This is a genomic window from Picosynechococcus sp. PCC 7002 (genome assembly GCF_963860125.1).
In the GTDB taxonomy this organism is placed as follows: Bacteria; Cyanobacteriota; Cyanobacteriia; order Cyanobacteriales; family MRBY01; genus MRBY01.
Genome location: NZ_CAWLFA010000001.1, coordinates 1,617,341 through 1,644,191, shown reverse-complemented (window position 1 = coordinate 1,644,191; position 26,851 = coordinate 1,617,341). Strand labels below are relative to the sequence as shown.

Genomic DNA, 26,851 nt, shown 5'->3' with positions numbered 1-26,851 from the left:
TCAGTATCAATGATGATCAAGATCGCCTCTAGGTTACTCCGGGAACAACTGAATTTCCGGAGACTCTAGATCATCTGTGCCCTGTTCAAGGGGATCTGTCTCTGGGGAAATATCCGACTCTGGCACAGTGGGGCGTGGCTCAACCTCTGGCTCAGGAGCACTTTCAGCGGTTGCTGGGGGAGACGATGTTTCTGGTTCTACTTCTGATTCCGGTGCGGTTGGTTGCGGGTCTTCAACTTCTGGAGTGTTTGTGGTGGGAGCGACTTCTTCATCAATCTCTGGCGGAAGATCGGGTTGCTTAACTTCCAAAGATGACTCAGATTGATTCGGGCTTGCCTCCTCAACGGTCGCAGCGGGTTCTTTTTCGGTTGGCATTGCCTCAGGGAGATCAGGAGAAGGGCTGGATTCTGCTTCTGGTACTACCTCTTCTTCTAAGGTTGGCAAGGTTTCTGCTGGTGGCGTCGCTTCATCAACTTCCGGAACAACGGTTGGTGCTGGCTCTAATGTTTCTTCTGGGGCAGCCGTTTCGACTTCGGGCGCAAGAGGTTTGGTGGTGACGAGGCGTTTCGCGGTTCTGAGGGAGAGTTTATTTTGGACGAGCTTGGCGAGGGTGTCGTTGAGCTTCGGATCGTATTTAATAACGCGGACAGGGCTATTGTAGGTATTTTCTAGCAGTTCCCCTTGGTCATCGATAAATTCTAGCTTGAGCCAGTTTTCGCCTTTCTTGAAGCCTTCGAGGTAAATGGGATGCCAGTCATCGAGAATAAAGCTCTCACCATTGATGGTGATCCGGATACGCCAGTCATTCACATCATCACTATTGTCGGCCTGGGCAATGAAGTGCAGTGGGGCATTGGTCAGATAAAAATCCAACATGATCGGCTCAGCACCATAGGTTCCCTGGGGGCGGCTATAGGTGAGGAGGGGCTGTTGGAAATCAGGAATATTGTTATTACTTTTGGTGAAGATATTAAAAGTAGTTTCGGCGTAGGCACCTTCGTTTTTAAAGCTTTCGTGCCAAGGACGGGAAGCAAAGGCGCGGATCAGGTGGCTACCGGGACTGAGGTTTTCGAGGGTGACGGGTTTGCTGGTGTCGTAGACGGCAATGTAGGGCTGGTCATCGACAAAGAGGTGAATGTGCGGCCCCATGCCTAGTTCTTCGTCCTTGAAAATGGGTAGGTCATTGACCTGGAGTTGGACGTCGATGGTGGTGCTGTTAAAGGTTTCGTCGGGACGGGGACTGAGAATTTTGACCTGGGGTTGGTACTGGTCTAATTCTTGGCGCAGTTCGGTAATTAGGCTGGGCGTCGCCACTTCTGTGAGGGCTTGGGTGGTGACGGGCGTCGGTTCGCGATTGAGATCACTGGCGAGGCGGGCATCGAGGCGATCGCCACAACTCCACAGGCCCAATGCCAAAATAACGAGGAGAATAATCCGCTTAAACATTTCCCACAGTCCTTGATAAGCCACGCTTTTTATCTTCTCACTGACCTGACAAACCGCCAACATCCAATCAGAAGAATGGCTTTACCAGCGAATTTTGTAGAGATGGAACAGTTCGCCCGATTGTTCTTTGACGATTTTTGCGCCGGATTTTTTGATCAGGGCTTGCCAGTTGCTTAGGTCTTCGAGGAATACTTCCGCGCCCAGGTAGGTTTCCAGGATTGACCAGTCTTCGGCCATATCTTGGCTTGGGTCAATCACATCAAAGACAAAAAAGCCCCCTGGTTTGAGGACGCGCCGGACTTGTTCTAACACGGTTTCCCAATATTCCAAGGGATAGTAACAGCTAAATCCGGTGGCGATCGCCAAATCGAAAAAACTGTCCTGGTAGCTTTCGAGGTGATGGGCGGGTTTGTTTGAGATGCCTTTAAACAGTTTGGAATTAAGCTGGGGGGCGCGGGATTGGAGGATTTCTGTGGCAATTTTGCTGATGTCTTGGCCGTAAAAATAGGCATTCCAGTCGCGCCAAGGATAGATCAAAAAGCTGATCCCACAACCGAGATCAAGGCAAGCTTGGTTTTTTTTCGGTTGGGCTAGTTCCCAAAATTTCGAGGTGACACGGTTCTGGAGTTTGCCGGATTGCCAGTCGAGGAAAATAGGCAGGGCTTGTACTTCGTCGGGAAGATCGGGCCTTTGGTTTTGGTATTCTGCGTCGAAACGTTTGGCGATCGCCTCCGTGAGGGTAAACCAATTTAATTCGCGGTTGTCGGTGGGTAACTGGGAAAACATGGGCCGCCCCGAAGTTTAGAAAATTCAAACCATTCCATTGTACAAGTCTCAATCTACAGGGAATCCGTCATCGCAAGTTGGGGGATAAAGTCAGTTTCAACAAGGCGGAGATTAAGGCTGAGTTGTAGTTGCTGGCAGAGGGTATTGATCATGTTTTGGATGTCATCGGCCACAAACGTAAGACCGGGGATTAGAGGCTCGCCAAAAACTTTTTCATATAGTTCTGGATCGGAATTTAGACGAATCGAACCGTGCTGCAAAATTGCCCCTTGGCGACGCAATTGCGCTGATCCAATCAGTTTATAACCAGATTCCGTTACCAAATCTGCCTTGGTATGGGTGCGAAAACAGCTATCAAAATGCCCGTAATTTCGTTGCTGGTGGCCATAACTTAAAGGAATTCCCAATTCCCCAAACCCAGCGATGAGAAATTGGCAGAGGGTTTCGTAGTTTGTTTGGCGATCGCCTTTTAACCCAGACGTAATAATCGCGTAGGTGAGGTCTCCCTGATGAAGCACTGCTCGTCCACCGCTCGGACGCCGCACCAGATCGATTTTTTTGCCTTGGTAGGTCAAATCATTCCAAAAATCAGGATATTTTCGTTGGTGGTAGCCCAGGGAAATCGCCACCGGTTCCCAGGTATAAAATCGCAGTACGGAGGGGATTTTGCCCTGGAGATGCTGATCCAAAAGCCACGCATCAATCGCCATTTGGGTTTCCCCAGACGCTTCGATGGGCGGAATATAGTGCCAAACTCCAGTCATTACAAAAGATTTTTCGGGAGATAGCCGAGGATTTTTTTAATGTCCTGGGTGCGGTGCTTATCCACAATCAGGGTCACATCTCCCTGGCGCACCACCACCACGTCTGCAACTCCTAGAGTTACCACTGTTTCGTCGGGGTTGTCACTGTAGACAATCGCCCGTTCCGTCTCAAAGGCATGGTGATTCCCCACACACACATTGGTCACCGCATCGGGGGGCAACAATCTTTCGAGCGATCGCCAATCCCCCAGATCATCCCAACCGAATTCTGCGGGCAATACATAGGCGTGCTCGGTTTTTTCCATTAGAGCGTAGTCGATACTAATTTTCGGCAAGCTATTGTAAGCGTCGATCCCTTCATTTTGGAGCGGTTCCAGAATTTCCGGGGCGTAGCTGGCGAGTTCCTGGAGGACGGTGCGGATCGAAAAGAGAAAAATCCCGCTATTCCAGCTAAATTTGCCCGTTTCTAAAAAGGATTTTGCCACAGCCGTACCGGGTTTTTCGTAGAACTGATTCACCTTAAAAATGCCCGTTTCAACCGCTTCCCCCTGCTCGATGTAGCCGTAACCCGTGGCGGGATAGTCCGGTTTGATGCCGATGGTGGCGATCGCCAATTTATCTTTGACAAAATTCGCCGCCTGGTCGAGGGTTGCCCGGAATCTATCTGGGTCGCCAATCCAATGATCCGCGGGGAAAAAAGCAACGACCGTATCCTCTGGGTAGTATTGCGCCAACTCTAAACAAGTCCAGGCGATCGCCGCGGCCGTATCCCGCCGTTCCGGTTCTACCAAAATATTACGCTGGGGCAGTTGGGGCAGTTGTTCCCGCACCAGATCCGCAATTTGCGCCGCCGTAATCACCCAGAGATCTGTCCAATTGTCCTGGGAAACTAAACGATTTGCTGTCGCTTGCAGCAAACTCACCCCAGACCCATCGAGGCTGAGGAACTGTTTCGGGCGGTCTTGACGACTGAGGGGCCAAAAACGTTCGCCCTTGCCACCAGCCAAAATTACGGGAATGAAAGTCATAGGTTGGGAGTGCTTAATTACGGTAGGCCTTCGCCGAAGCGCGAATCCAGGTTACAGCAGCAATGGTAAAGGGGATCAAGAAAAATAAAAAGCCAAACCAGAGGGAATTTGCCCGCACAAAGGGCTGGCTGATCATTAGGGCAATGATGAGGCCACAGTACACCAGCCCCGCCACGGGCAAGCCCAAAACCAGCAAAATAAATTTTGTATCCCGATCCATCCTGCAAAATTCCCTTGGTAAATGCCGTTGCCGTTGATTCTAGCTATGGATCCGGGGTTCCGGGTGGAGGGTCGAGAGAATTTCACTTTCGGCGATCGCCAATTCCTCTAGCCGTTGATTCACCAAATCTTGATCGTAATAGGTCGTTGCCAATACCCAATAAGCCCCATAATGCCGCGCTTCCGAGGCCATTAACCCCCGATAAAATTTTGCCAAATCCGGCTCCGGGCAATGTTCCCCCAACAGGCCTAAACGTTCGTGGGAGCGGGCTTCGATTAACGCCGAAATTAACAACGAATCCAACAGCCGTTCCGGTTCCTGGGGCCGGATCAATTTGCGCAACTGGCCGCCATAGGGGGGCGCATTCAACGGCGCGAGGGGAATATTTTTCCGTTCTAGCCACTGGTTCACCAGCTCGAAATGCTCTAATTCTTCCTTGGCGATCGCCGTTAATGCTTTCACTAGTTCCACCGCCGAGGGATACCGGAACATCATATTCAGCGCGACCCCTGCCGCTTTCCGTTCACAGTGGGAGTGATCCAGCAAAATCGTATCCAAATTATTGAGGGCGAGTTCGATCCATTCCGGGCGGGTTGGCTCCTGAAGAAACTTGATCCGGGGTAAAGTCGCAGCAGTCATAGATTTGGGGAGATGGCGGACAACTCAACAGTATATAGTTTCCCCAAGCCCGATGCAGAATAGCCGCTATCGAGAGCAAGTTTCCTGCGAGAACGGCCACAACTCTTTATAATTTTTGGAGCAAAATTTACCGTAGCAAAGGCGATCGCCCATGAATTTTAATGTCAGAAAAAACAAATTGACTTGGTACATCACCGCCCAGATTGGAGTTTTGATGTTTCCCTTTGGCCTCTGTCTCCTGGGGGAATCGATTACCCGTCGCATTAATGGGGAACCCTGGTTTTGGTGGGGCACTGTGAGCCTAATTGTTGTCAATGCTGGCCTAGGACTGATGATCGAAAGTGGTCTGATCGGTGGCTTTCCCCGCAATAACAGCGACGACAAAGCAGAATCTTAGACTTTTTTACCATGACTTTTATTCCCCCAAAGAAACATACTGCGGCAATTAACGGCCTCCCCTTGAGCTATTACGAATGGCATCAGGGTGGTGAACCCGTTGTACTCCTCCATGGCCTTGCGGATCATGGTTTGGTGTGGGCCAGCTTGGGGGAAAGTCTGGGGAAAAAATACCATGTGGTTGCCCTGGATCTGCGGGGTCATGGGGACAGTGGCAAACCGGAAACGGGTTATACTTTCGCCGATTACAACGCTGATCTAGGCGGCATTTGTCAGCATTTCGGTTGGTCGCAGGTGAATCTCCTCGGCCACAGTTGGGGGGCAAAAATTGCTACTGTTTGGGCAACCCAAAATCCTGAGAAAGTGAAAAGCTTGATTCTCGCTGATCCGTTTTTTATGGGACAACTGCCCCTCTGGTGGCGCTACACCTTCCCCATTGGCTACCGGGTGCTGCCTTTTTTAAAACTGTTGGGTCAGTTCGAGAGCTATCACCAGGCCGAGGCGATCGCCAAAAAACTGAAGCAATATCGCGGCTGGAACGAGTGGCAACAGGCGATTTGTCGGGAAAGCTTTCTGGAAAATCCCGACGGCACCTGGACAAGCAAATTCGTGAAACGCGCCTGCGATGAAATTTTCCTCGATATTCTCCGGGTTAAGGGCCTCACACAACCCCTAGGGATGCCGAGCCTGTTTGTGCAGCCAGAGGGAGGGTTAAATCGCCTCGAATTTCAGCTCAAGCCCTACCGTCAATATTTAACGAATCTCCAATGGCAAAAAGTCCCCGGCAACCACTGGGCCCACATGGTTGAACCGGAAGCCTTTAATCAGGCGATCGCCAATTTTCTCACTAGAAGTTTATAGATATCTCACACCAGACCATCGTGATCTTTTCGGCGATGAAAATATGATGTGTCATTAATTTTGGGAGTAAATATCCAATCCAAAAGGCGATCGCTCCCTAATCATGGCAGGGGTTCACAGCGTCAACCCCGACTAACAGGAGCAACTAACTTTCCTTGTATGCCTCCATCCCCTCACAGGAGCAGACCAAATTTCTGTCCCCATAGGCATTATCAATCCGGCCCACCGTTGCCCAGAACTTATGCCGTTTCAACCAAGGGGCAGGATAGGCCGCCACCTCACGGGAATAGGGATGACTCCATTCACCACAGATGACGGATTCTGCGGTGTGGGGCGCATTTTTCACCGGATTATCTTCCTTAGAAATTTTGCCCGCTTCAATCAGGCGAATTTCCTCCCGAATCGCAATCATCGCCTCACAGAAACGGTCTAACTCCTCTAAAGATTCACTTTCAGTGGGTTCGATCATCATCGTCCCCGCCACGGGCCAAGAGATTGTCGGCGCATGGAAACCATAATCCATCAAACGTTTTGCCACATCCTCCACCGTAATGTCTGCCGATTTCCGCAGATCCCGCAGGTCGATAATGCATTCATGGGCCACGCAACCATTCGTCCCTTTAAACAACACCGGATAATGGTCATCCAAGCGTTTGGCGATGTAGTTGGCACTGAGGATTGCCGCTTTTGTCGCCTTCGTTAAACCGGCTGTTCCCATCATGGCGATGTACATCCAAGAGATCGGCAGAATACTCGCACTCCCGAACGGCGCTGCCGAAATTAAGCCAATATTGTCGGTATTCCCGTCTAAATTGGTCTTGGGCAAATAGGGGACGAGATGGGCGGCGACACCAATCGGGCCAACCCCAGGCCCCCCGCCCCCATGGGGAATACAGAAGGTTTTATGTAAATTCAGGTGACAAACATCCGCACCGAAATCCCCCGGACGACAAATGCCCACCATCGCATTCATGTTTGCGCCATCGAGGTACACCTGGCCGCCGTTGTCATGGATCACTTGGCAGATGTCTTTGATACCTACCTCAAAAACCCCGTGGGTCGAGGGATAGGTGACCATTAACGCGGCGAGATTCTCTTTATATTGTTCGGCTTTAGCTTTGAGATCCTCTAGTTCAATATCCCCTTGGCTACCGCAACATTTAATCGGGATCACCTTAAAACCACACATCACTGCACTGGCCGGGTTTGTGCCGTGGGCGGATTCGGGAATCAGACAAATATTCCGCTGGCGATCGCCGTTTTTGATGTGGTACTGGCGGATCACCTGTAACCCTGCATATTCCCCTTGGGAGCCAGCATTGGGTTGGAGGGAAACCCCCGCAAAACCCGTAATTTCAGCGAGCCAATGTTCTAACTGGTCACACATTTGCTGATAGCCTTTGGTTTGACTACGGGGCGCAAAGGGATGCATCTTGCCAAAACTTGCCCAAGTGACCGGCATCATTTCCGCTGTGGCATTGAGTTTCATCGTACAGGAACCCAACGGAATCATCGAGGTGGTCAGCGATAAATCTTTGCTCTGGAGGTGGTGAATATAGCGTAGCAACTCCGTTTCGGAACGATAGCGATTGAATACGGGATCCGTTAAAAAGTCACTGGTACGGCGGAGCGTTTCAGGCAAATTTAACGCAAAATTCTGGGCGAGCTGGGCGTAGGTAAAGGGAATTTCGGCATCGCTAAAAATTGCCCAAATGGTTTCAATCTCACTGACGACCGTGGTTTCATCGCAACTGATGCCGATATTACCATCCGCAAAGTAGCGGAAATTATAGCCCTGTGCCTCGGCGCGTTGACGAATGGCTTGCGCTTGCTCTGCTGTAGTTTGAACTTTAAGCGTGTCAAAAATTGGATCCTGATTGGACGCAAAACCGAGTTTATCTAAGCCGGTCGCCAAGGTTTGCGTGTGTTGCTGCACTTGGGTGGCGATCGCCTTCAACCCAGCCGCACCGTGGTAGACCCCATAGATCGAAGCCATTACCGCGAGGAGCACCTGGGCCGTACAAATATTACTGGTCGCCTTGTCCCGTCGGATGTGCTGTTCACGGGTTTGCAATGCCAGCCGTAACGCCGGTTGACCCTGACTATCTTTAGAAACGCCGACGATGCGCCCCGGAATTTGCCGTTGATATTTTTCTTTCGTCGCAAAATAAGCCGCGTGAGGCCCACCATAACCGAGGGGAACCCCAAACCGTTGACTCGTTCCCACCGCAATGTCTGCGCCCATTTCTCCCGGTGGCGTGAGGACACATAAACTCAATAAATCCGCTGCCACCGTGGCGATCGCCTTTTGATCATGAGCTTTTTGAATAAACGCCCGATAATCAAAAATTGCCCCATCCGTCGCCGGATATTGCAACAACACCCCAAACACAGCATCAGTCATCTCAAAGGTGCGATGATCACCAACGATCACCTGAATGTCTAAGGGAATCGCCCGTGTCCGCACCACCTCAATCGTTTGCGGATGGCACAATTCCGACACAAAAAACGTATTCGCCTGCTTCTTTTTACAGAGTCCATAGCTCATCGCCATCGCCTCCGCCGCCGCTGTCCCCTCATCCAACAACGACGCATTGGCAATCTCCAGCCCCGTCAACTCGATCACCATCGTCTGGAAATTGAGTAGGGCTTCCAATCTCCCTTGGGCAATCTCCGCCTGGTAGGGCGTGTAGGCGGTATACCAACCCGGATTTTCCAAAATGTTGCGCTGAATCACGGGCGGGGTCACACAGTCGTAATAGCCCATGCCGATGAAATTTTTGTAAACCTGATTTTGGTTGGCGATCGCCGCAAGCGTCTGTAACGCCTCTTGTTCCCCCTTCGCGGCGGGTAAATTCATTGCTAATTTTTGGCGAATCTTGGCGGGAACCGCTTGATCAATCAAGGTCTCCAACGCGTCATACCCTAAAAATGCCAGCATTTTTGCCATTGCCCCATCACTAAGACCAATGTGACGGCGAGCAAAAGAATGATCCTCAGAAGCATGAGAAAGCGGCGGCAACTGTTGCAAATTAACCATGAAATCACCAGAAAAAAGCAGGCTTAAGCACTTATCATAATAGGAAAAAATCACCCCCCACGGGCTGCTGATGTGGTTCCCAAATCCAGGATTTCCCATCACAACAGCCCCTAACCCCGGCGTAAGGTAGCCCAGCCAATGCCCCTAACGTCTCTCCAGGCGGGACTGTGAGCTCTCTGCCATACCCTTTTTTCCCTCAACGCTCATCAGAGGAGGTTCTAGATTTTGTGGCGACCATTTTAGTCATCGAAGATGAACTCAATGTCTTAAGTATTTTGCGGGACATTCTAACCGCCGAAGGGTTTGCTGTAATCACAGCGACCGATGGGCAAATCGGCTTAGAAACGGCCTATGCGCAGCTCCCCGATCTCATTATTTGCGATGTAAATTTACCGCGATTAGACGGGTACGGTGTCCTCAAGGCGCTCCATAGCAACTCAACCACCACCACTATTCCGTTTATTTTTCTGTCAGCCCGTGCTTCCCGTTCTGCCCAACGCCAAGGGATGGATCTAGGGGCCGATGACTACATTCCCAAGCCTTTTACCCGTCAGGAACTGCTCAATGCGATCCGGGGACGCCTCAGTCGCCGTCAGGGTCTCGCCCAACATTCAGCGCAACAGTTAGAGCAACTGCGGCGCAATTTAACCATGGCCCTTCCCCATGAGCTGCGCACTCCCCTCCAGGGCATCATGACCTCAGCGGAGTTGCTGGGGGAATGTTGGGAAACCCTAGACCGCCAAGAAATCCGAGAAATTAGTGAGAGCATTCGTATTTCAGCCAGTCGCCTCCATAATTTAATCCAAAAGTTCTTGCTATACACCAAGCTCGATTTAGCCACCCACGATCCCGATGATTTTCACCTCTGGTATAGCCCTGTCACTGAGAAAAGTGACACGCTCATCACTACTTTGGCCCGACAAATTGCCAAACAATACCAGCGACCAGAGGACTTGAAGCTGGAGTTATGTGCGGCAAAGGTTGCAATCTCAGAGAAGTGGCTTGTTACCCTGGTGCAGGAAATTGTCGATAATGCGTTTAAATTTTCGGAGCACACTTCCCAAACCAAGAAACGCATTCTGCTGAAAAGTCGAATCAATGGCAATGTATGGCAGTTAGCGATCAAAGACCACGGTCGTGGCATGAGCCCAGAGCAGATTCGGGCCTTGGGGGCCTATATGCAGTTTGACCGTCAACAGTATGAGCAGCAGGGGTCTGGTCTCGGATTGGCGATCGCCGAACGGATCGCAAAAATTTATAATGGGACGGTGACGATTAAGAGTACTGTAGGGACAGGAACCACGGTGATTGTCACATTTCCGACTGCGACTTCGGAACAAATTCCGACAGAAAACCGCCTCAGTTAGTGCCCGCTGTTATTTTTTCTCCATGAGTCAATTACACAATGCCTTTACCCTGTTTGTCAGCCTGTTGGTGGAGGCGATGCCCTTTCTGCTACTGGGGGTAATCCTTTCGAGTGTGCTGTTGGTGTGTGTAGATGAACGCCAACTGATCCAGCGTTTACCGAAAAATCCAGTTTTAGGGGCTTTTATGGGCAGTTGCATCGGGTTTTTGTTTCCGGTGTGTGAATGTGGCAATGTGCCCGTGGCCCGTCGCTTTATGCTCCAGGGGATTCCCACTTCCGTGGCGGTAGGTTTTTTGTTGTCGGCCCCCACCCTGAATCCGGTGGTAATTTGGTCGACTTGGATCGCCTTTCGGGGCCAACCGGAAATCGTCCTCTATCGGGTGCTGGGTTCCTTGGCGATCGCCACCATCGTCGGGACAGTGTTTAGCGTCGAATCAGATCCCAAAAAGCTGCTCCAACCGAAACTGGCCCAACGCTTAAAATTTGTCCAGCAGGTCAACGAAAACCAGGCCCAGGCAGCAAATACCAGCCCTCTGCTCCAATCGGGGACATTTTTCCTTGGTTCCCAGCAGACAGTCCCCCTCGAAACAGTGGCGACCAAAATGCCAGCACCAGCGACGACCCAAGATCGGAGCTTTAAAACCCTCTTTGGGGCCTTGATTAACAATATTTCTGTGGAATTGCGGGAACTGGGGGCGGTATTAATTTTCGGCAGCGCGATCGCCGCGTTGATCCAAGTCTTTGTGCCCAGGGAAGTCGTCTTGAGCCTCGGCCAAGGGACGATTACCTCCATTGTGGCGATGATGCTGTTGGCGGCGATTGTTTCCATCTGTTCGACGGTGGATTCTTTCTTTGCCCTGTCCTTTGCTTCCACCTTCACGACGGGTTCCCTGCTGGCCTTTTTGATTTTCGGGCCAATGATCGATATCAAAGCAGTCGGCCTGATGCTCTCAATTTTTAAACCCCGCTTTATCCTGTATTTTTTCCTCTTGGCGGGTCAGCTCACCTTTCTTTTTGCCCTCGGCTATAGCTATTTCCTTTAGGGGGCCAGGGAATTTTTGCGGGGAGACGCGTTTCAGTTTTCCAGAAGTCCGCCGCAACGTACAATAAAGACCGTCTTCACAGTTTGAGTTCTATGCAGTACCACGCACAAGTTTATGTTACTCTCCGTCCCTCTGTTCTTGATCCGGCTGGTGCCGCTGTCGAATCAGGTCTAAGTCAATTGGGCCATGGGGGCGTCTCTGGGGTACGCATTGGGAAATATATCGAATTAAATCTTGCCGCCGCTGACGAAGCAGAAGCCAAGGCGAAAGTAGATCAAATGTGTGATCAACTGCTTACCAACCCAGTCATTGAAAATTATCGCTTCGACCTTACCCCCCTGAAATAACGATAAATTTCCGCCCGATCTTCCCTTGCAATCTTTCAATTAATTGGTAACGACACGATGAAATTTGGTGTAATTGTTTTCCCTGGCTCAAACTGTGACCGTGACATGGCAATGGTGACGGAAGGGATTTTTGGGCAGCCGACACGGATGGTCTGGCACCAGGAAACAGATATTACGGACATCGATGTGATTGCGGTGCCTGGGGGCTTTAGCTACGGGGATTATCTCCGCTGTGGGGCGATCGCCCGCTTTTCTCCGGTGATGCAGAGCGTCATTGACCATGCTAATCAAGGGAAATATGTGCTGGGGGTTTGTAATGGCTTCCAGGTTTTGACAGAAGTGGGTCTGCTGCCTGGGGCCTTGGTGCGAAACCGGGATCTGCATTTTATTTGCGATCGCCAATATCTCCGGGTTGAAAACAATGATCGGGTGTGGACAAGGGGTTATCGCCAAAACCAGGTGATCAATATTCCCATCGCCCATGGGGAAGGACGCTACCATGCCGACCCCGACACCCTCAAGGTGATCGAAGATCAGGGTCAGATTTTATTCCGTTATTGCGATACCCAGGGGAATGTGAATGAGGCCGCCAACCCCAACGGGTCTCTCAATAACATCGCCGGCATTACTAACCAAGCCGGAAATGTTTTAGGGATGATGCCCCACCCAGAACGGGCCGCCGATAACAGCCTTGGTTTAGTCGACGGCAAAGGCTTATTTGAAGGGTTGTTAAACCTCGTTGCCGGATAGTTTTGGGATTGACCGATCTAAACGACCATTGAGTTACTTAAAAGGCATCTAATCGCCCCGGCCCGAAATTTAAGAGGGCGTCGGTTGAGATTCCAGGTAGCGCAAAAATTCGAGCAACTCATCATCGGATAGTAATTGGCGCGATCGCTTCCCATAGGTTTCGAGCAAATAGGTGCGTCCCTGCTCACTCGACCAGCCCAAACGCTTGAGTTCCACGTCACTGCGGGCAATAATCTCAGAAAAATCCAACGCGTCTGTCGAGCTGCCTGCTGACTCTAAGTCGAGGGTTGCGTCTGGTATCGCTTGGGGCTGCTCTAGGGGGATTTGAGGCGTCTGGTCTACGATATTAGCCGGAGATGGCAAGGGCAAATCATTTTGATGACTCGGTATTGGTGCCGGAGTGGTCGGGGCTGTAACCGTTGGTGGGGCGATCGCCGGGGCGGGTTTTGCAGGGACTACCGGAGTTGATGTAGGGGATTGATCCAGCCTAGTTTGTTTCGCCGGGGCCGGAGCCGGAATTGCCCCAGACCCCAACAGATTTAAAGCCCGGATTCTCGCTTGATCCTCCGCCTGTTCCACAGAGGGAGCGGCAGCCAAACCACTGGCGAGTTTTTTGCCTTCCAGTTCCACCACAACCCGCACAATGAACTGACCATGTTCAATGGCTGCCAGTTCACTGATTAAGCCCCCGTAGGGATAACGCTGCCGAAAAATCTCTGGTGTCATGGAACGCAATAGGAAAAGTTTAACTCAATTTATTAGTTGAGTGCAATTGTACCCTTATTCTTCCTAATTCAGAGCACTTTGGTGGTGAATTCCCCGGAAGCGATGGAGAGAATTCCCTTGACAGGGTACAATATCGAAAAAGCATTGTGACAAGATAGTCAACACATACGTCTAGTGGCTTGGTCATTTAGATTTTGCCCTTGCCCCAGCCACGATTGTATCGGACGATCCTCCTTTAATCACATTGCTTGTTTCTATGCTGGGTTTGCTTAGCCACAGGCAGTCCCTGCTCTCTTCCTGAAACACGTCTTTTTGGGTCAGTTTCAGAACCAAGTCCCCGCCATAGCCGTTTCCTAAACGTAATGACCTCTAGAAGGGTTGGTGTGGGAGCTCCCCTGTTCGATGTTTGCTCAAGTTTTTCGACTGTGTACTTGCGAACTTGTCATTTCCTGAGGTGTTATCGGCCTCGCCCCCATTAGGCTTTGTTTCTTTTGTGAAACGGGCCATCCTTTCGGAAAGGGCATTGTTTTGATCAGTCAACCTTGGGGTTCCTGGGGAATTTGTGGCGTTTCCCATCAGAAATACAGGTCTGTTGACTGTCTAGGTTTAATGATAGCGACAAACAACAGGCTAATGATGCTTTTCTGGTGGACTGTTGTCGTTTCACTTTACTTTCTAACGAAAAGGATAGTTTTGCATGGATTTTTCAATCGCCACACTGCTGTCTTTCTTTACAGATGACAAATTGGTTGCCGGTAAATTCCTCGAAAAGAAATTAGAGTGTCGCTCTGAGGAAGATACAGAACAACTCCAGATTATTCTTGATGCCCTGGAGCGCTCGAATATTTTGGTGAAGGAACGGGGCAAATATCGCCGGGTGCCGGAAGCGGATGTGGTCGAGGCAAAGCTACGGTGTTCGAGTAAGGGTTTCTGTTTTGCGATCCAGGATTCTGAGGATGCTGATGATATTTACATTCGTGAAAGTTATCTCAGCAATGCTTGGAATGGCGATCGCGTTTTGGTCAAGATTATTAAAGAAGGAACGCGGCGGCGATCGCCAGAGGGAGTAGTCCGTTTAATTTTAGAACGGGCCAATCCTTCCCTCCTAGCGCGGGTGGTCCAAAAAGATGAAGGCTTCCGAGCAGTGCCCCTCGACGATCGCCTCCTGTTTGAACTTGAACTCCAGGACGAAACAGATCGGCTCCAGCAGGCCATTGATCACCTCGTCCATGTTTCGGTGGTGCAATATCCCATCGCCCAGTACCTCCCCCAGGGGTCTGTCACCAAGGTGTTGGGGAGTGATGCCGAGGCCGCCGCTGACACCGATATTGTCTGTTGTAAACATGATTTACTGCGCCAATTTCCCGAGGAGGTTTTGGCTGCCGTTAAGGACATTCCCACAAAACTAACAAAAAAAATGCTCGCCAAGCGGCGGGATTTTCGCGACCAATTGACCATCACCATCGAGGATGAAATTCACCTCACCCCAGAAAACCAAGCCTTCATTGAAAATGCATTTACACTGCAAAAAACCGAGGCTGGACAGTGGCAACTGGGCATCCACTTAGCGGACGTGGCAGAATTTGTCCCGGCCCAGGGAGTCCTGGATCGGTGGGCGAAAAAACATGGTACGGCGGTGTTTCTCGGTCAAATGACCATTCCACTATTTCCACCAGAATTTAAGGAAAAGGTGGAGCTTCGTCCTGGGGGCGATCGCCTGACGATGTCCATTCTCCTCACCTTTGATGATCAGGGGAACGTGGCAGAATTTGAAATTACCCCCAGTGTGATCCGCGTTGACCAGAGCCTAAGTTACCAAAAGATTCAGCACCTCCTCAGTAGTGGGGAAACCGCAGAGGCTGAACTGGCCGATGTCGCAACTCTGCTGAATGATTTAATTTTTAACCTCAGTCCTTTAGTTAAAGCCCAGCGCCTGCAACGGGGCGGTTTCCAGATTTCTCTACCCGAAGTAACTTCTGCTTTTAAAGATGAAGGGCGTTTCGGGACGATGATTGTTTCACCGAGCTTGCCGGTGCGGTCTCTCTTGGCAGAGGTGATGATCCTAGCGGGTCGAGCCGTAGCCCAACATATGCTGGCCCTAGAACTACCAGCCATCTATTGCTACCAAGCGAATCCTGATTTTGAGAGCCTTGAAAATCTCATTAAGTTGGGCAACAATCTAAACCTCAAGCTCAAGCTCGAATCGGAAGAAGAGCTGTTACCCCACGATTATCAGCACTTTATCCAAGAGTTCAGCCAGACGGACATGACAAAGATCCTGAACTATCTACTTCAGGAAACCCTCGATGTTCCCCGCTATGGTGCCCATCCCCACCCCCATTTTGGCTTGGCCTACCGGGACGGTTACAGTCGCGTGTGTGCGCCGGGACAACGCTATGGTGACTTGGTGATGCAGCGCATTTTAAAACTCATTTTCTCTGAGGGGCGCGATCGCCGTTCGAGTCGCGTCAAGGTCGGGGTTAACCTCGGCAGCAGCACTTGTCATAACCAGGTGAACTGGAAAGTGCTACCAACGCCGATCCAAACGGAATTAGAAGAAACCATTGCCAGCCTAATTTTGCAACTCAACGATCAAGAAAAGGTGGCCGATGACGCCGAAAAAGATCTCCAGGGACTCCAAAAGGCTGAAAAGATGAAGGCCCACACGGGGCACACTTTTAAGGGATTGATCACCGGGGTGCAGTCCTATGGTTTCTTTGTGGAAATCGAGGATCTGCTCGTGGAAGGTCTTGTCCATGTCAGCTCCCTCAAGGATGACTGGTACGAATATCGCGCCCGACACAGTTGTCTAGTGGGTCGGAAAAATCGTACTGCCTATCGCCTCGGCAATACCGTCGATGTGGAAGTGAAGAGTGTCGATTATTATCGGCAACAGATTGACCTGGCGATCGCCAAAAATACCAATTCAGACCCAGATGGCGCGGCTGCGGAAAATTGGGAAGAAGAATAATCACCCGTCTATGACTCAGCTGATGGGGGAAGCGTTGCATGCTTCCCTCTTTTTTTGTGACGATACGGCCCCCGGTGGCCTAGGCCTAGGGCATCCACTCCAGGAAAAAACCCACCTTACTTTCCTTTGCCGCACTCGAATTATGTTTTTGAATTTCCGTCGCCGCCCGCCAGTGGGATGTGAAGGCATAGCCGGCTCCTAGGGTCGTGATCCCCATTTCCTCTGGGGTCGCTAAGTTAACAAACTGTTGACTCAGGCTAATGGTCGAGGCCCCAGAGCGCGACAAATTAAGCTGCAACTTGGCGCCCACCTCTAGGCCTTCTCGTTCGTAATCTGGGCCAGAAAAGGATTGATAGCCGAGACTAGGGGCAATATTAAAGCGGTTGCCGAGGGGAAGTAAATAATAGTTGGCACGGGCGGCCACCTGGGTGCGATCGCCACTAAACAGGGTATGACCTTCGGCACTGAGGGTCAGGGGAAAATCGGGCTTTACAAAAATATCTTCAACGCCGACACTGATGCCCCCTTGGCGATCATTGCTGGGAAATTGGGCATACCCAAGCCGCCAGCGGGTCTGAAAACTCGGTTCGTGGCGAATGCTATGGAGCACATCGGGGATCCCTTCTTCGCTCCACCGTTGCAGTACGGGGCTATTGTCAAAGGTTTCTGGGGGCAAATCAAGTTGCTCTGGGGTGAGGTTTTGGGCTAGACCTAGAGGGGCAAAGGCGATCGCCAAACTACTGGCCAGCACAACGTTCTGTAATCCGTTTCTCAAGGTTAATGCTCCCCACCACAACAAATATTTTTCCTATCCTAGACTATCCCGCAAACAGATCGAGGGGGAAATGGCCATAGGTCCCAGCGAGTTCCGGTTCAGGGGATTGCAGCGCCACCAAAACGCCCCGATACTGCCCCACATAGTCATCGAGGTAATGGCTCATTTTTTGAGTATTAAATTTTAAATACACCGGGCGATCGCCCCATTCGCCTGGATCAATGGCGATCGCCGAATCGTAGCCTAAACCCCGGAGATACTGTTGCACCGTTGCAGTCGCCACAGCAACGTTATCCGCACAGATGCCGATATTTTCCCAGTTCGCCGCCTGACAAGCCAAGCGCAGCTTTTGCCGGAGTGTTTCTCGTTCGGCTTCTGATTCTTGGACAGGGGTGGTCACACAACTTTTTTGCTGCAAAAAGGCGATCGCCGCCGCCAACTCTGGGGAAATACTCATCGCTTACGTCACAAAATAGACTCGATTTAGCCTAGCAGACTCCCTGGGGCTAGATCCATTCCTCATCCTCGTCGAGATCTACCCTAGGGGAGGCTTCCTCTTCGGAAGTGTAGGGGGGCGTCAAAATTCGATAGTCGGCGTCATAGACAGTACCCGTGTCATCCTGGGTCTTGGCAGATTTTGCAGGCGATTTGGGCGTCGGTGGCTTTGGCATTGCCGCCTCTGGGCCGGGACTAGGACGGGGACGCTGGGGTTTGGGTTGGGGGCGAATTTGTGGTTCTTCTTCACCCGTTGGGGGGGGCTGGGGACGGGTCGGCTGTTTGGGGGGTGATTCGATGTCCCAGGTTTCTTCGTCCTGGGTTTCTAGTTCTTTATCGGTCCAATCATAGTTAGCGCGGCTCCGTTCCCAATCTGAACGACCGGTGCGGCGATCGGGCTGGCGGGGAGGGCGTTGTTTCAGGCGTTCGAGGCGAGGATTTGGGCGATCGCCTCGGCTATTGGAACTCGGATTTGTCCCCTTTAAAAAAAGCTGCAAGAGCAAACTCAGAAGCAACCCAAGCAAGACCGCTGCGATAAACCAAATGCTGAGGGGCAACTGCCAAGGAATCGTGCGGTTAAATAAAACGAGACCCAGCGCCTGACTATTTTGCAGTAGCAGAACAGTCCCTCCCCCCAGGAAGAGGAGCAATAGGAATAACAGTGGCGACCTAGACTCCATAAACAAGCAAAAAGGCGATCGCCTAGGGCGTTTCCGGATTTTCGGTGGGAGACTGGGCCGGAGTTGTCTTGCCAGTGCGTGCCAAAGCCTCGTCCACTTGGGCTAAGAGATCCTTAAGCACCTGTTCATCCGGATATAACTCCACCAACCGTTGCAAATGGGGACGTGCCCCTGCTAAATCCCCCAGGGCTAAACGGGCCTGCACCAAACCTTGCAGCGCATTTGTATTGTCTGGCTCCCGTTCTAAAACCGCCAAAAATCCGGCTTCTTGTTGTTTGAGTTGAGCTTCTTGATCCGCCTGGGGATTCCGAGCCACTTCGGTTGTCGGTTGTCGCACGCTATCAATGATACCCCCGATCACTGGCACCATCGCAGTTCCCGCAAAGGAGCCCGCACCAATAATCAGGATCACTTTTGTCCAAAATTTCTGTTTCTTTTGTTTGCCTGTGGTGGCCTTATCAGAGAAAAGAGGCATGGGTTGAGGGGGATGACTTAAAAATCCTATCTATTTTAGCCCATGGCCATGGGAGTTCTAGAAAATGGGATTTAATGGGAAAGGCTGCCATTTCCCGAAGTTTTTTAACCCTTGTTCTATGTCTGCTTCTAAGTCTCCAGCCCCTTTATTGGCCTACTTCACCGCTTTTTTTTACATTCTCTTTAGCCTCATTCCCGATAGCCATAGCATGATGGTGGCCTGGTCATGGGTGTTTGTGTGGCAGGTGGGTCTGTTCTGTCCTTTGTTGTGGTTTTTGGTGCAGCTATGGGATAACCGCCGCCTCTATCTGTTGGGCAACGGGTTTGATCAGGGTCTAATTGCAATTTTAATCAGCTTGGGGATTTCCACCCTGGGGGCAGAATTTCCCCAGCAAGCCCGCTGGCAAGCCTGGGCCTGTTTAGGGTTTATCGCCGCGCTCTACCCCATTAGTCGTTGGCTGAATAGTGTGACTGGTCGTTATCGATTATTTTTGGGACAAGGATATTTAAGTTTGGCCTTCGTTGCTTTTAGTTTGGCGCTGTGGCTGAGTCGGACATTTTTGCCGGAAATTGAGCGGCTCCGGGATTTGGGCGTTGATGGGGCGGTGCAACAGTTTGATTTTTCGCTGCTGGAACTGCGCAACTGGGCTCCCTTGGGTCACCAAAATTATGTGGCCGGTTATCTGATTCTTTGTTTACCAACCCTCCTGGGCTTGGCGATTTTACATCGGGATTGGCGGCGCTGGCTTTGGCTGACGGGGGGGGTGATTGGGGCGGTAGATCTCTATACCACGAGCTCTCGGGGGGGTTGGCTTGGGTTGGCGATCGCCTCGGTGGTGGCCTTCGGGTTTGCTTGGGGGTTTAGTCAGATTCGCAAATTTTACTTAGTGCTGGCGGGAATCATTTCCACAGGGGTTTTAGGGATTTTTGTGCTGACCAATAACCGCCTCTACAATCTCGTGGTGCCGATTTTGCAGGGGGAATTTGGGGAATTAAATTACCGTTGGGTCAATGCCCAGGTGGGTGGGGCCATGGGTCTCGACCATTGGTGGACGGGGGCTGGTTTAGGAAATGCGTTCTTGTTGTATCAAAATTACCGCCCAATCACAGCGGGTCGCCTTTCGGAAATCATTTATCAACTCCACAGTACCCCGGTGCAACTCTGGGCGGAAATGGGCATCTGGGGCTTGGGTTTGTTCTTTGGTTCGATTGTTTTTCTGGGGGTGATCCTCTGGCGACTGCGGGGCCATGTTAAAGGGATGGCACGGGAAGACCGCATTTTGTTGGGCAGTATTTATACCGGGCTAGTCGGCTATTGGGCCTTGAGTTGGACCGATTATCAACTGGATAATGTGGCCATTAGCGGCATCATTACAATTCTGGTGGCCCTGCTCGCGGCGATCGCCCGTCAAGATCAACCCCAAATATCTCTCCCGTTCCAGCCAAACCCAGAAAAATTTTTAGGAAAACCCCGTCTCGTCGCTCTCGGCCTAGTGGGAATTTACGGTGCCGTTGCCATCTGGTTAGCGCCGATCCAAGCCGCCTGGGAGCGATCCAGCACCGGATTTTTAGCATTGCGCCAGGAAACCCCTGATTATGACCGTTTTGTGGAAAATTTGACCGCCGCCCATGACCTCGCTCCCTGGGAACCTTACTATTCCTATCAGTTGGGTTGGAACCTCGGAGAATTAGCTCTCCAGACCACAGACTTAGAACAACGGCAACACTATCTCCAGGAGGCGATCCAATGGTTTGACCAGGGCAACCAAGCATCTCCCTACCGGGAATTTGGCCGCAGCAACGTGGCCTGGCTCCACATCGCCAACAATGAACCCAATCTAGCAACGGCGGATTTTTACCAATCGGCCCAGCTTGTGCCCGCGAAACGAGGCATTTTCTACGGGTTGGGGTTAAGTTTGTTGGCCCAGGACAAAACAGATCTTGCGGTCGAGGCGATCGCCTTAGAAATTCTTCGTGATCCCCCATTTATCACCAGTCCCATTTGGCGAGGCGGGGGCTTGGGAGAGCTTTATCCAGCGGTGGTGGCGCGGGTGATGGGTCACTACGAACAGCTACTGGCGCAATATCCCGATGATCCGTTGTTACATCGCTGTCGGGGTGGCATCGCCTGGTGGATTGGGGATTTTGCCCTGGCCGAAACGGAATTTCGGCAATATTTCGACGCCACGGCCCTCAGTTTACTCCCCGGTCGGGAGGCCCTGGGTCAGGAAACGGCGATCGCCCTGTTGCAAGCCACCTGGGAAAACCCAGAAAAACGCTTAGAACTTCTAGAGGAAGCCTGGGCTAGGGTTTCGCCCCAACAGCCCCTCACCGACCAACAACGGCAAGAATTTTTAGCCACCATGGCCAATAGTCCAGATTTTGCCACTTGGATTCGCGTCGGTGCCCCAGTCCTCCAGTACCGTCGCCAGCGCAGCGGGTTTAATGTGAACAGTCGCCACATTGACGGGGACAATCCCACGGATTTTTGGACGGTGAGCGAAAACCTCGCAATTAACACCTGGTTCGGCGAATTTTTCCCGTCCGTTGTCTATAAACCTCGGTTTGACTTGCAATTACAGCCCCTCAGGGACAGTCTTTATGCAACCCTCAAAACGGAAATTAACCCCTAAAAATTGAGCCAATTACTCAAGCCAGCGGGTAACGGCAAGAAAATTAACGCCACAAAAACCAGGGTAAACATCCCCAACAGGTCGCGGCGATTGTCCAAATCCGTCACATCGTTAAGGGCGGGCTGGTTCGCGATAGGCATCAGCAGGGCGAAAATCGCCAGGAAGAGAAAATTCGGCTGCACAAAGGCGATCGCAATCATACAAATCCTTGTCACCTGGGCAATAATGCTCGCCGTCCGTTGGCCAAAAACGGCATGGGTCATCAAACCACCATCCAATTGACCGATGGGTAGGAGTTGCAAGCTCCCCAACATCAGGGCCACATAACCGGCGATCGCCACCGGGTGTAAATCCAGGGCCATGTCCGGGGTGAACTGACTTCCTAGGGCCAAACGGCTCATCAGTCCCAGGAGGAGAGAAAACCTTGGATTAAACTCATTAAAGGCCAACAGCGTTGATTCCTCTGGCAAGGGTACCACTTGGGACAAGCCCAGGCCCACCCACAAACAAGGCAGGGTCAGGAGCATCCCCACCCAAGAGCCTGCCACCGCAAAATCAAACAAAGCTTGGCGATGGGGAATGGGGGATTTCCGCTGGGTATAGGCCCCCAGGGTACCGATAAAGAAGGGAATCGGGACGAAATAGGGGAGCGTCGTTTTAATTTTGTAATAGGCCGCCGCACCGTAATGGCCCAGTTCATGGCAACCGAGAATTGCGACTAACAGCAGACCATAGGGTAAGCCCTGCCAAAGCATGCTCGGGTTCTGTTGGATCACCTCCGGAGCCACTCCCTGCAATTCCAAACCCATCACGGTGGTGGTAAATAAAGTAATTAACACCAAGGCGATCGCCAAATCCGGGCGCGTTAGGGGTTCCTCTTTGGTTTGGGATTGTTGGGCCGCTTTCCAAGGGTTGGGAACAAGGGCAAAAAACGGTTGCCCCCGCAGACTTTCTTGGAAGACCACAATAAAGCGATCGCCAAAGAGCTGTTCGATATTTTCCCGAATCGTTTGGTAGGCTTCCTGGGGGACCGCCCGCAACTTGCCCCGACAGAGGATCGCCTGGGGATAGTAGTCAATATTCTGGAGATAATAAACCCCCCAGGGAAAACAATCCCGGAGTGCTTTTTCTTCCTTGGTACTGATCGGGCGGAGCTTAGAGCCTTCCTTTTTCAGGGCAGAAGCTTGGTCTAATTTTTCTAAATCTAAGCTTGGGGTCTGGGGTGCAGCGGGTGGCGGGCTGGGGTCAGAAGATTCGTCCGGTTTGGGTTTACCCCAGTCCAACAAACTCCAATACATAAACGGCGAAAGGATCAACAGTGGCAACATCAGCAACAAGGGCATCGGCTGGGTCGCCCCAAAAATTAAAATCCAGACTAGCCAGGCGGAAGCAGGCAACATCATCACCAGCCAGAGTAAGCTTAATGGTGCTTTATTTTCTGGTGGTACAGTGCGGCGGATGAGGGCATAGGTCAACACCCCCATAACGAAGAAAAGCAGCCAAACTTCCATGAACTTTCAATTGAATCCTTACTAGAAAATGTGTGGCACAAGCAAAATGATTGCCCCTGCTTTGTGGCGATCGCCCCTAGAGAGAAAATTGTCGAAACCTCACCCCAATGCAACAATGGTAGCGACTGTTTAACATTTCAACATGAGTAGGGACTCCCCCCGTGCAGACTCCCCCCAAACCGCCCCGCAAACTTTTTGAAGACATCTACGCCTTTGCCCCTAATCGAGAAACCCTCGGTGGCACAGCCTACTTTATCGCAAAAGCCGGTGGTGGTCTGTTGGTTGATTGTCCCCCTTGGCACCCAGAAACCCTCAACTTTTTGCAGGCCCAGGGCGGCGTCAAAACCCTCTACATCACCCAGCGGGCCGCCATCAGTAACCAAGTCGCGAAAATTCAACAGGCCCTCGGTTGTGCGATTGTGATCCAAGAGCAAGAAGCCTACCTGATACCAGAGGCTGACGTGACGCCCTTTCGGGATGATTGGCAGGATGGTGATTTTCGCGGCATTTGGACACCCGGATTTTCCCCTGGTGCTTCCTGTCTCTATTATGGCCAATGGGGAGGCTGTCTGTTCACGGGGCGGCATCTCCTCCCCAACCAAAAGGGTGAAATTCTCGCCCTGCGCACCGCCAAAACTTTCCACTGGGGCCGCCAACTCAAAGGCATCGAAAAGTTAATCGAAATCTTTGAAAATCAGCCTTTGAAATATTTGCTGCCCGCTGCGAATACGGGTTTTCTCCGGGGGACAGGTTATCTAACAGGGGCCTACCCCAAATTACAACAGGCGATCGCCTTGTCCCAGGCCCAACCCCTTGTCCATCTCTAAAGCGGCCGATCTTAGTGAAATCGACCAAGGGGCGATCGCCCTCTGCTGGTGGCTCCCATCTCAGGCAATGCGACTATATAATAAAGGCTATGTGGGAAATCATTGCCCGGCCTCACCCAACGGTCATCAAGGTCTGCCCCTGATTTTTCCTGTTCATCCCCCAAAACATTAGCATCGAGCTTCCATGGTTCAATCAACTACCTCCTATCAACACCTTTCTAGCCAAGCCGTCCCCTACAGCTACTCCATGGGTGGGACGGTGGTGCCGATGGTTGTCGAACAATCTGGCATGGGAGAACGGGCCTTCGATATTTACTCCCGTCTCCTGCGGGAACGGATTGTGTTCCTCGGTACCGCCATTGATGACACCGTTGCTGACTCTGTGGTGGCCCAGTTGCTCTTTTTAGACGCCGAAGATGCCGATAAAGACATCCAACTCTACATCAACTCCCCCGGTGGTTCCGTTTATGCAGGGATGGCGATTTACGACACCATGCAACAGATTCGTCCCAATGTGGTGACCATTTGCTACGGCATCGCTGCCAGTATGGGCGCTTTTCTCCTCTCAGGAGGCACCAAGGGTAAGCGGATGGCCCTGCCCAGTTCTCGGATTATGATTCACCAACCCCTCGGTGGTGCCCAAGGCCAAGCGGTGGATATCGAAATTCAAGCCAAGGAAATCCTCTACATCAAAGATAAATTAAATACGTTGATCGCTGATCATACGGGTCAACCCTTTGATAAGGTGGCAGAAGATACCGAGCGGGACTTCTATATGTCCGCTGAAGAGGCTTGCCAGTATGGTTTGATCGACCAAGTGATCGCCCCGAACGCCGCTTAACCCCATCGCTCACGTTATCCAGAGGCCCTACTCCAAAACCCATGTCTAAATACGACTCCCATCTCAAATGTTCCTTTTGTGGTAAGTCCCAAGAACAGGTTAGAAAGCTCATTGCTGGGCCAGGGGTCTATATTTGTGACGAATGTGTCGAGCTGTGTAACGAAATCCTCGATGAGGAGCTGATGGAAAATGCAGCGGGCATGGGGATGGGGCGATCGCCTGAAAAAAATCCCCCCAAGGCTCCCCCCGAAAAAATCAACTTTGAAGACATTCCCAAACCCAGGGAAATTAAGCATTACCTCGACGAACATGTCATCGGCCAGGACGAAGCAAAAAAAGTCCTTTCCGTGGCTGTCTACAACCATTACAAGCGCCTGAGTTTGATGGAAGACGACGACGCCGATCCCGTCGCCGATGGCATTGAACTCCACAAATCCAATATTCTTTTGATCGGGCCAACGGGATGCGGTAAAACCCTCCTCGCCCAGACCCTCGCGAAGATCCTTGATGTGCCCTTTGCCGTTGCCGATGCCACGACCCTCACCGAGGCGGGCTATGTGGGCGAAGATGTCGAAAATATTTTGCTGCGTCTTCTACAGGTGGCCGATCTCGATGTGGCCGAAGCCCAGCGGGGGATTATCTACATTGACGAAATCGATAAAATTGCCCGCAAAAGTGAAAACCCCTCCATTACCCGTGATGTGTCTGGGGAAGGGGTACAACAGGCCCTGTTGAAAATGCTGGAGGGTACCGTCGCCAATGTGCCGCCCCAGGGAGGCAGAAAGCACCCGTACCAGGACTGCATTCAAATTGATACTCGCAATATTTTATTTATTTGTGGTGGAGCCTTTGTCGGTCTTGATAAGGTGATTGAGCGGCGGGTCGGCAAAAAAAGTATGGGCTTTGTGCGGCCCGGGGAAGAGGGCAGTGCCAAGGAACAACGTACCGCTGAATTACTCCAGCATCTTTCTCCAGAGGATCTCGTTAAGTACGGGATGATTCCAGAGTTTATCGGGCGGATTCCGGTGATTGCGTCCCTCAGTCCCCTCGATGAGGAAGCGCTAGTTGAAATTTTGACCCAACCGAAGAATGCCCTCGTCAAGCAATACAAAAAACTACTGAAGATGGACAGTGTGCAGTTAGAGTTTGAACCCACGGCCATCCGGGCGATCGCCCAGGAAGCTTACCGCCGCAAAACCGGAGCCAGGGCGCTCCGGGGCATTGTCGAAGAATTAATGCTCGATGTGATGTACGAACTGCCTTCCCGTAAGGATGTCAACCGCTGCACGATTACACCGGAAATGGTCGAAAAACGCTCCACAGCTGAGTTGTTACTCCATCCGTCCTCCTTACCCAAACCAGAATCTGCTTAGGGCCAATGGCGATCGCCCAGGTGCGGGGAGTCCCCCACTATTACGAATGGATTTGTTGCGGGGGCCGCGATCTTCCCAAACCAGTGATGTTATTTGTCCACGGTTGGGGCGGGTCGAGCCATTATTGGCGCAGCACTGCCACGGCCTTCAGTGAATCTTTCCACTGTCTGATCTATGACCTGCGGGGCTTTGGTCGTTCTGAGCTCCCCGTCGATTACAGTGGTGACTATGCCCTAGACGATTATGCTCTGGATCTAGAAGTACTGCTGCGGCAGTTAGACATCAACGGCAAAATGATTCTCAATGCCCATTCCATGGGGGCTTCCATCGGGGCAATTTTTGCGGCGCAGTTTCCCCAACGCCTAGACCGGGCCATTTTGAACTGCAACGGGATTTTTGAATATGATGCCCGCGCCTTTGGGACGTTTCAGAAAATTGCTGGCACCATTGTGCGCCTACGGTTTCCGTGGTTGCGTCAGGTACCGGGGCTGGATCGGTTGGCGATCGCCCGTTTTTTGCAGCAACCAATTGCGCCCACAGAACGGCGGCAATTCCTGGAGGATTTTTTGAGCGCTGATAATCGCGCCGCCGCTGGCACCCTGCTAGCTTCGGTGAATGAAATGATGGTGACCCGCTTGCCCCAGGCATTTCGCAATATCCAATGTCCGACCCTGTTCCTCGCCGGGGAAAAAGATCAAATTATTCCGGCGGCCATGGCGAAAAGGGCGATCGCCCTTAACCCAAACTTTCAGTACATTGAAATACCCCAGGTGGGACACTTCCCGATGCTCGAAAATCCCCACCTTTATCAGGCCGAAATCCAGCAATTTCTTAGGGACAAAATTCCCGGATAGTATTT

At 51.6% G+C, this 26,851-nt stretch carries 26 protein-coding genes; 13 read left to right on the top strand and 13 right to left on the bottom strand.

From position 1 onward, the window contains the following. Positions 1 to 33: 33 nt before the first annotated feature. Genes AACQ84_RS07945 through AACQ84_RS07920 form a run of 6 tightly spaced genes read right to left on the bottom strand, consistent with a single transcriptional unit; the run spans position 34 to position 4,883 of the window. Positions 34 to 1,470, bottom strand: a complete 1,437-nt coding sequence (locus AACQ84_RS07945; RefSeq protein WP_200807218.1) for a hypothetical protein — start codon at positions 1,468 to 1,470, stop codon at positions 34 to 36. Positions 1,471 to 1,527: 57 nt separating this feature from the next. Continuing rightward, a complete protein-coding gene (locus AACQ84_RS07940; protein ID WP_012307170.1) occupies positions 1,528 to 2,232 on the bottom strand; it encodes a class I SAM-dependent methyltransferase in 705 nt (234 codons plus the stop codon). A 53-nt stretch (positions 2,233 to 2,285) separates the two neighbouring features. After that, positions 2,286 to 2,996, bottom strand: coding sequence for a lipoate--protein ligase family protein (locus AACQ84_RS07935; protein ID WP_041443503.1), 711 nt, complete (start codon positions 2,994 to 2,996; stop codon positions 2,286 to 2,288). Then, a complete protein-coding gene (locus AACQ84_RS07930; RefSeq protein WP_012307168.1) occupies positions 2,996 to 4,024 on the bottom strand; it encodes a mannose-1-phosphate guanylyltransferase in 1,029 nt (342 codons plus the stop codon). Before AACQ84_RS07930 ends, AACQ84_RS07935 begins: the two co-directional genes overlap by 1 nt. 13 nt (positions 4,025 to 4,037) lie before the next feature. Next, entirely contained in the window at positions 4,038 to 4,244 is a 207-nt protein-coding gene (locus tag AACQ84_RS07925; RefSeq protein WP_012307167.1) for a hypothetical protein, read from the bottom strand. Between the two features lie 39 nt (positions 4,245 to 4,283). Beyond that, positions 4,284 to 4,883: a tRNA-(ms[2]io[6]A)-hydroxylase gene (locus AACQ84_RS07920; RefSeq protein WP_012307166.1), complete on the bottom strand. Its 600-nt coding sequence runs from the start codon at positions 4,881 to 4,883 to the stop codon at positions 4,284 to 4,286. Positions 4,884 to 5,034: 151 nt separating this feature from the next. Here AACQ84_RS07920 and AACQ84_RS07915 point away from each other — a divergent pair, with 151 nt between their 5' ends. Together AACQ84_RS07915 and AACQ84_RS07910 are read left to right on the top strand one after the other, a co-directional pair. Then, positions 5,035 to 5,280: a hypothetical protein gene (locus AACQ84_RS07915; RefSeq protein WP_012307165.1), complete on the top strand. Its 246-nt coding sequence runs from the start codon at positions 5,035 to 5,037 to the stop codon at positions 5,278 to 5,280. An 11-nt stretch (positions 5,281 to 5,291) separates the two neighbouring features. Beyond that, the gene (locus tag AACQ84_RS07910; RefSeq protein ID WP_012307164.1) at positions 5,292 to 6,140 is read left to right on the top strand and encodes an alpha/beta fold hydrolase; all 849 of its coding nucleotides are present in this window, start codon (positions 5,292 to 5,294) and stop codon (positions 6,138 to 6,140) included. A 145-nt stretch (positions 6,141 to 6,285) separates the two neighbouring features. Here AACQ84_RS07910 and gcvP read toward each other — a convergent pair whose 3' ends face one another. Further along, positions 6,286 to 9,180 (bottom strand): aminomethyl-transferring glycine dehydrogenase, encoded by a 2,895-nt coding sequence (gene gcvP / locus AACQ84_RS07905; RefSeq protein ID WP_041443860.1) that lies wholly within the window; start codon positions 9,178 to 9,180, stop codon positions 6,286 to 6,288. 227 nt (positions 9,181 to 9,407) lie between these two features. On the opposite strand from gcvP, the gene AACQ84_RS07900 reads away from it, so the two are divergent. The 4 genes from AACQ84_RS07900 (at position 9,408) to purQ (ending at position 12,686) form a co-directional block, all read left to right on the top strand. Beyond that, a complete protein-coding gene (locus AACQ84_RS07900; protein ID WP_012307162.1) occupies positions 9,408 to 10,547 on the top strand; it encodes a hybrid sensor histidine kinase/response regulator in 1,140 nt (379 codons plus the stop codon). A gap of 22 nt (positions 10,548 to 10,569) precedes the next feature. Continuing rightward, positions 10,570 to 11,589, top strand: coding sequence for a permease (locus AACQ84_RS07895; RefSeq protein WP_012307161.1), 1,020 nt, complete (start codon positions 10,570 to 10,572; stop codon positions 11,587 to 11,589). Positions 11,590 to 11,681: 92 nt separating this feature from the next. Then, complete coding sequence (purS, locus tag AACQ84_RS07890) at positions 11,682 to 11,936, top strand: phosphoribosylformylglycinamidine synthase subunit PurS (protein WP_012307160.1); 255 nt, start codon at positions 11,682 to 11,684, stop codon at positions 11,934 to 11,936. A 57-nt stretch (positions 11,937 to 11,993) separates the two neighbouring features. Next, positions 11,994 to 12,686, top strand: coding sequence for a phosphoribosylformylglycinamidine synthase subunit PurQ (purQ, locus tag AACQ84_RS07885; RefSeq protein ID WP_012307159.1), 693 nt, complete (start codon positions 11,994 to 11,996; stop codon positions 12,684 to 12,686). Positions 12,687 to 12,755: 69 nt separating this feature from the next. Here the strand turns inward: purQ and AACQ84_RS07880 are convergent, their stop codons facing one another. Further along, entirely contained in the window at positions 12,756 to 13,412 is a 657-nt protein-coding gene (locus AACQ84_RS07880; protein WP_012307158.1) for a hypothetical protein, read from the bottom strand. A 697-nt stretch (positions 13,413 to 14,109) separates the two neighbouring features. On the opposite strand from AACQ84_RS07880, the gene AACQ84_RS07875 reads away from it, so the two are divergent. Further along, positions 14,110 to 16,383, top strand: coding sequence for a ribonuclease R family protein (locus AACQ84_RS07875; RefSeq protein WP_012307157.1), 2,274 nt, complete (start codon positions 14,110 to 14,112; stop codon positions 16,381 to 16,383). An 85-nt stretch (positions 16,384 to 16,468) separates the two neighbouring features. Here AACQ84_RS07875 and AACQ84_RS07870 read toward each other — a convergent pair whose 3' ends face one another. The 4 genes from AACQ84_RS07870 to AACQ84_RS07855 are packed head-to-tail and all read right to left on the bottom strand — an operon-like array spanning position 16,469 to position 18,808. Beyond that, positions 16,469 to 17,158 (bottom strand): hypothetical protein, encoded by a 690-nt coding sequence (locus AACQ84_RS07870; RefSeq protein WP_143589344.1) that lies wholly within the window; start codon positions 17,156 to 17,158, stop codon positions 16,469 to 16,471. 43 nt (positions 17,159 to 17,201) lie between these two features. Then, complete coding sequence (locus AACQ84_RS07865) at positions 17,202 to 17,615, bottom strand: DUF1824 family protein (RefSeq protein ID WP_012307155.1); 414 nt, start codon at positions 17,613 to 17,615, stop codon at positions 17,202 to 17,204. Positions 17,616 to 17,664: 49 nt separating this feature from the next. Then, entirely contained in the window at positions 17,665 to 18,333 is a 669-nt protein-coding gene (locus AACQ84_RS07860) for a hypothetical protein (protein WP_012307154.1), read from the bottom strand. 22 nt (positions 18,334 to 18,355) lie between these two features. After that, positions 18,356 to 18,808 (bottom strand): tetratricopeptide repeat protein, encoded by a 453-nt coding sequence (locus tag AACQ84_RS07855; RefSeq protein ID WP_012307153.1) that lies wholly within the window; start codon positions 18,806 to 18,808, stop codon positions 18,356 to 18,358. A gap of 118 nt (positions 18,809 to 18,926) precedes the next feature. On the opposite strand from AACQ84_RS07855, the gene AACQ84_RS07850 reads away from it, so the two are divergent. Next, positions 18,927 to 21,440 (top strand): O-antigen ligase family protein, encoded by a 2,514-nt coding sequence (locus AACQ84_RS07850; protein ID WP_041443858.1) that lies wholly within the window; start codon positions 18,927 to 18,929, stop codon positions 21,438 to 21,440. On the opposite strand, the gene AACQ84_RS07845 is transcribed toward AACQ84_RS07850, so the two are convergent. Then, on the bottom strand, positions 21,437 to 22,951 hold the full coding sequence (locus tag AACQ84_RS07845) for a site-2 protease family protein (RefSeq protein ID WP_041443501.1): 1,515 nt from the start codon (positions 22,949 to 22,951) through the stop codon (positions 21,437 to 21,439). The genes AACQ84_RS07850 and AACQ84_RS07845 overlap by 4 nt on opposite strands. A 161-nt stretch (positions 22,952 to 23,112) precedes the next feature. On the opposite strand from AACQ84_RS07845, the gene AACQ84_RS07840 reads away from it, so the two are divergent. From AACQ84_RS07840 to AACQ84_RS07820, 5 genes are read left to right on the top strand one after another with little or no spacing between them, the layout of a single operon-like run. After that, a complete protein-coding gene (locus AACQ84_RS07840) occupies positions 23,113 to 23,778 on the top strand; it encodes a hypothetical protein (RefSeq protein WP_012307150.1) in 666 nt (221 codons plus the stop codon). After that, positions 23,765 to 23,950: a hypothetical protein gene (locus AACQ84_RS07835; RefSeq protein ID WP_143589346.1), complete on the top strand. Its 186-nt coding sequence runs from the start codon at positions 23,765 to 23,767 to the stop codon at positions 23,948 to 23,950. The genes AACQ84_RS07840 and AACQ84_RS07835 overlap by 14 nt, the downstream gene beginning before the upstream one ends. Positions 23,951 to 23,962: 12 nt before the next feature. Beyond that, positions 23,963 to 24,619 (top strand): ATP-dependent Clp endopeptidase proteolytic subunit ClpP, encoded by a 657-nt coding sequence (clpP, locus tag AACQ84_RS07830; protein ID WP_030008130.1) that lies wholly within the window; start codon positions 23,963 to 23,965, stop codon positions 24,617 to 24,619. A gap of 41 nt (positions 24,620 to 24,660) precedes the next feature. Further along, a complete protein-coding gene (gene clpX, locus AACQ84_RS07825; RefSeq protein ID WP_012307148.1) occupies positions 24,661 to 25,992 on the top strand; it encodes an ATP-dependent protease ATP-binding subunit ClpX in 1,332 nt (443 codons plus the stop codon). A gap of 5 nt (positions 25,993 to 25,997) precedes the next feature. Beyond that, complete coding sequence (locus AACQ84_RS07820; protein ID WP_012307147.1) at positions 25,998 to 26,846, top strand: alpha/beta fold hydrolase; 849 nt, start codon at positions 25,998 to 26,000, stop codon at positions 26,844 to 26,846. Positions 26,847 to 26,851 lie beyond the last annotated feature (5 nt).

Excerpts from the sequence above, each read along its gene's own strand:
- clpX (WP_012307148.1), top strand. The coding sequence starts at position 24,661 with ATGTCTAAATACGACTCCCATCTCAAATGTTCCTTTTGTGGTAAGTCC.
- AACQ84_RS07855 (WP_012307153.1), bottom strand. The coding sequence starts at position 18,808 with ATGCCTCTTTTCTCTGATAAGGCCACCACAGGCAAACAAAAGAAACAG.
- AACQ84_RS07930 (WP_012307168.1), bottom strand. The coding sequence starts at position 4,024 with ATGACTTTCATTCCCGTAATTTTGGCTGGTGGCAAGGGCGAACGTTTT.
- gcvP (WP_041443860.1), bottom strand. The coding sequence starts at position 9,180 with ATGGTTAATTTGCAACAGTTGCCGCCGCTTTCTCATGCTTCTGAGGAT.
- AACQ84_RS07895 (WP_012307161.1), top strand. The coding sequence starts at position 10,570 with ATGAGTCAATTACACAATGCCTTTACCCTGTTTGTCAGCCTGTTGGTG.
- AACQ84_RS07910 (WP_012307164.1), top strand. The coding sequence starts at position 5,292 with ATGACTTTTATTCCCCCAAAGAAACATACTGCGGCAATTAACGGCCTC.
- AACQ84_RS07925 (WP_012307167.1), bottom strand. The coding sequence starts at position 4,244 with ATGGATCGGGATACAAAATTTATTTTGCTGGTTTTGGGCTTGCCCGTG.
- AACQ84_RS07940 (WP_012307170.1), bottom strand. The coding sequence starts at position 2,232 with ATGTTTTCCCAGTTACCCACCGACAACCGCGAATTAAATTGGTTTACC.
- purQ (WP_012307159.1), top strand. The coding sequence starts at position 11,994 with ATGAAATTTGGTGTAATTGTTTTCCCTGGCTCAAACTGTGACCGTGAC.
- AACQ84_RS07820 (WP_012307147.1), top strand. The coding sequence starts at position 25,998 with ATGGCGATCGCCCAGGTGCGGGGAGTCCCCCACTATTACGAATGGATT.
- AACQ84_RS07860 (WP_012307154.1), bottom strand. The coding sequence starts at position 18,333 with ATGGAGTCTAGGTCGCCACTGTTATTCCTATTGCTCCTCTTCCTGGGG.
- clpP (WP_030008130.1), top strand. The coding sequence starts at position 23,963 with ATGGTTCAATCAACTACCTCCTATCAACACCTTTCTAGCCAAGCCGTC.
- AACQ84_RS07935 (WP_041443503.1), bottom strand. The coding sequence starts at position 2,996 with ATGACTGGAGTTTGGCACTATATTCCGCCCATCGAAGCGTCTGGGGAA.
- AACQ84_RS07920 (WP_012307166.1), bottom strand. The coding sequence starts at position 4,883 with ATGACTGCTGCGACTTTACCCCGGATCAAGTTTCTTCAGGAGCCAACC.
- AACQ84_RS07915 (WP_012307165.1), top strand. The coding sequence starts at position 5,035 with ATGAATTTTAATGTCAGAAAAAACAAATTGACTTGGTACATCACCGCC.
- AACQ84_RS07875 (WP_012307157.1), top strand. The coding sequence starts at position 14,110 with ATGGATTTTTCAATCGCCACACTGCTGTCTTTCTTTACAGATGACAAA.
- AACQ84_RS07850 (WP_041443858.1), top strand. The coding sequence starts at position 18,927 with ATGTCTGCTTCTAAGTCTCCAGCCCCTTTATTGGCCTACTTCACCGCT.
- AACQ84_RS07845 (WP_041443501.1), bottom strand. The coding sequence starts at position 22,951 with ATGGAAGTTTGGCTGCTTTTCTTCGTTATGGGGGTGTTGACCTATGCC.
- purS (WP_012307160.1), top strand. The coding sequence starts at position 11,682 with ATGCAGTACCACGCACAAGTTTATGTTACTCTCCGTCCCTCTGTTCTT.
- AACQ84_RS07880 (WP_012307158.1), bottom strand. The coding sequence starts at position 13,412 with ATGACACCAGAGATTTTTCGGCAGCGTTATCCCTACGGGGGCTTAATC.
- AACQ84_RS07865 (WP_012307155.1), bottom strand. The coding sequence starts at position 17,615 with ATGAGTATTTCCCCAGAGTTGGCGGCGGCGATCGCCTTTTTGCAGCAA.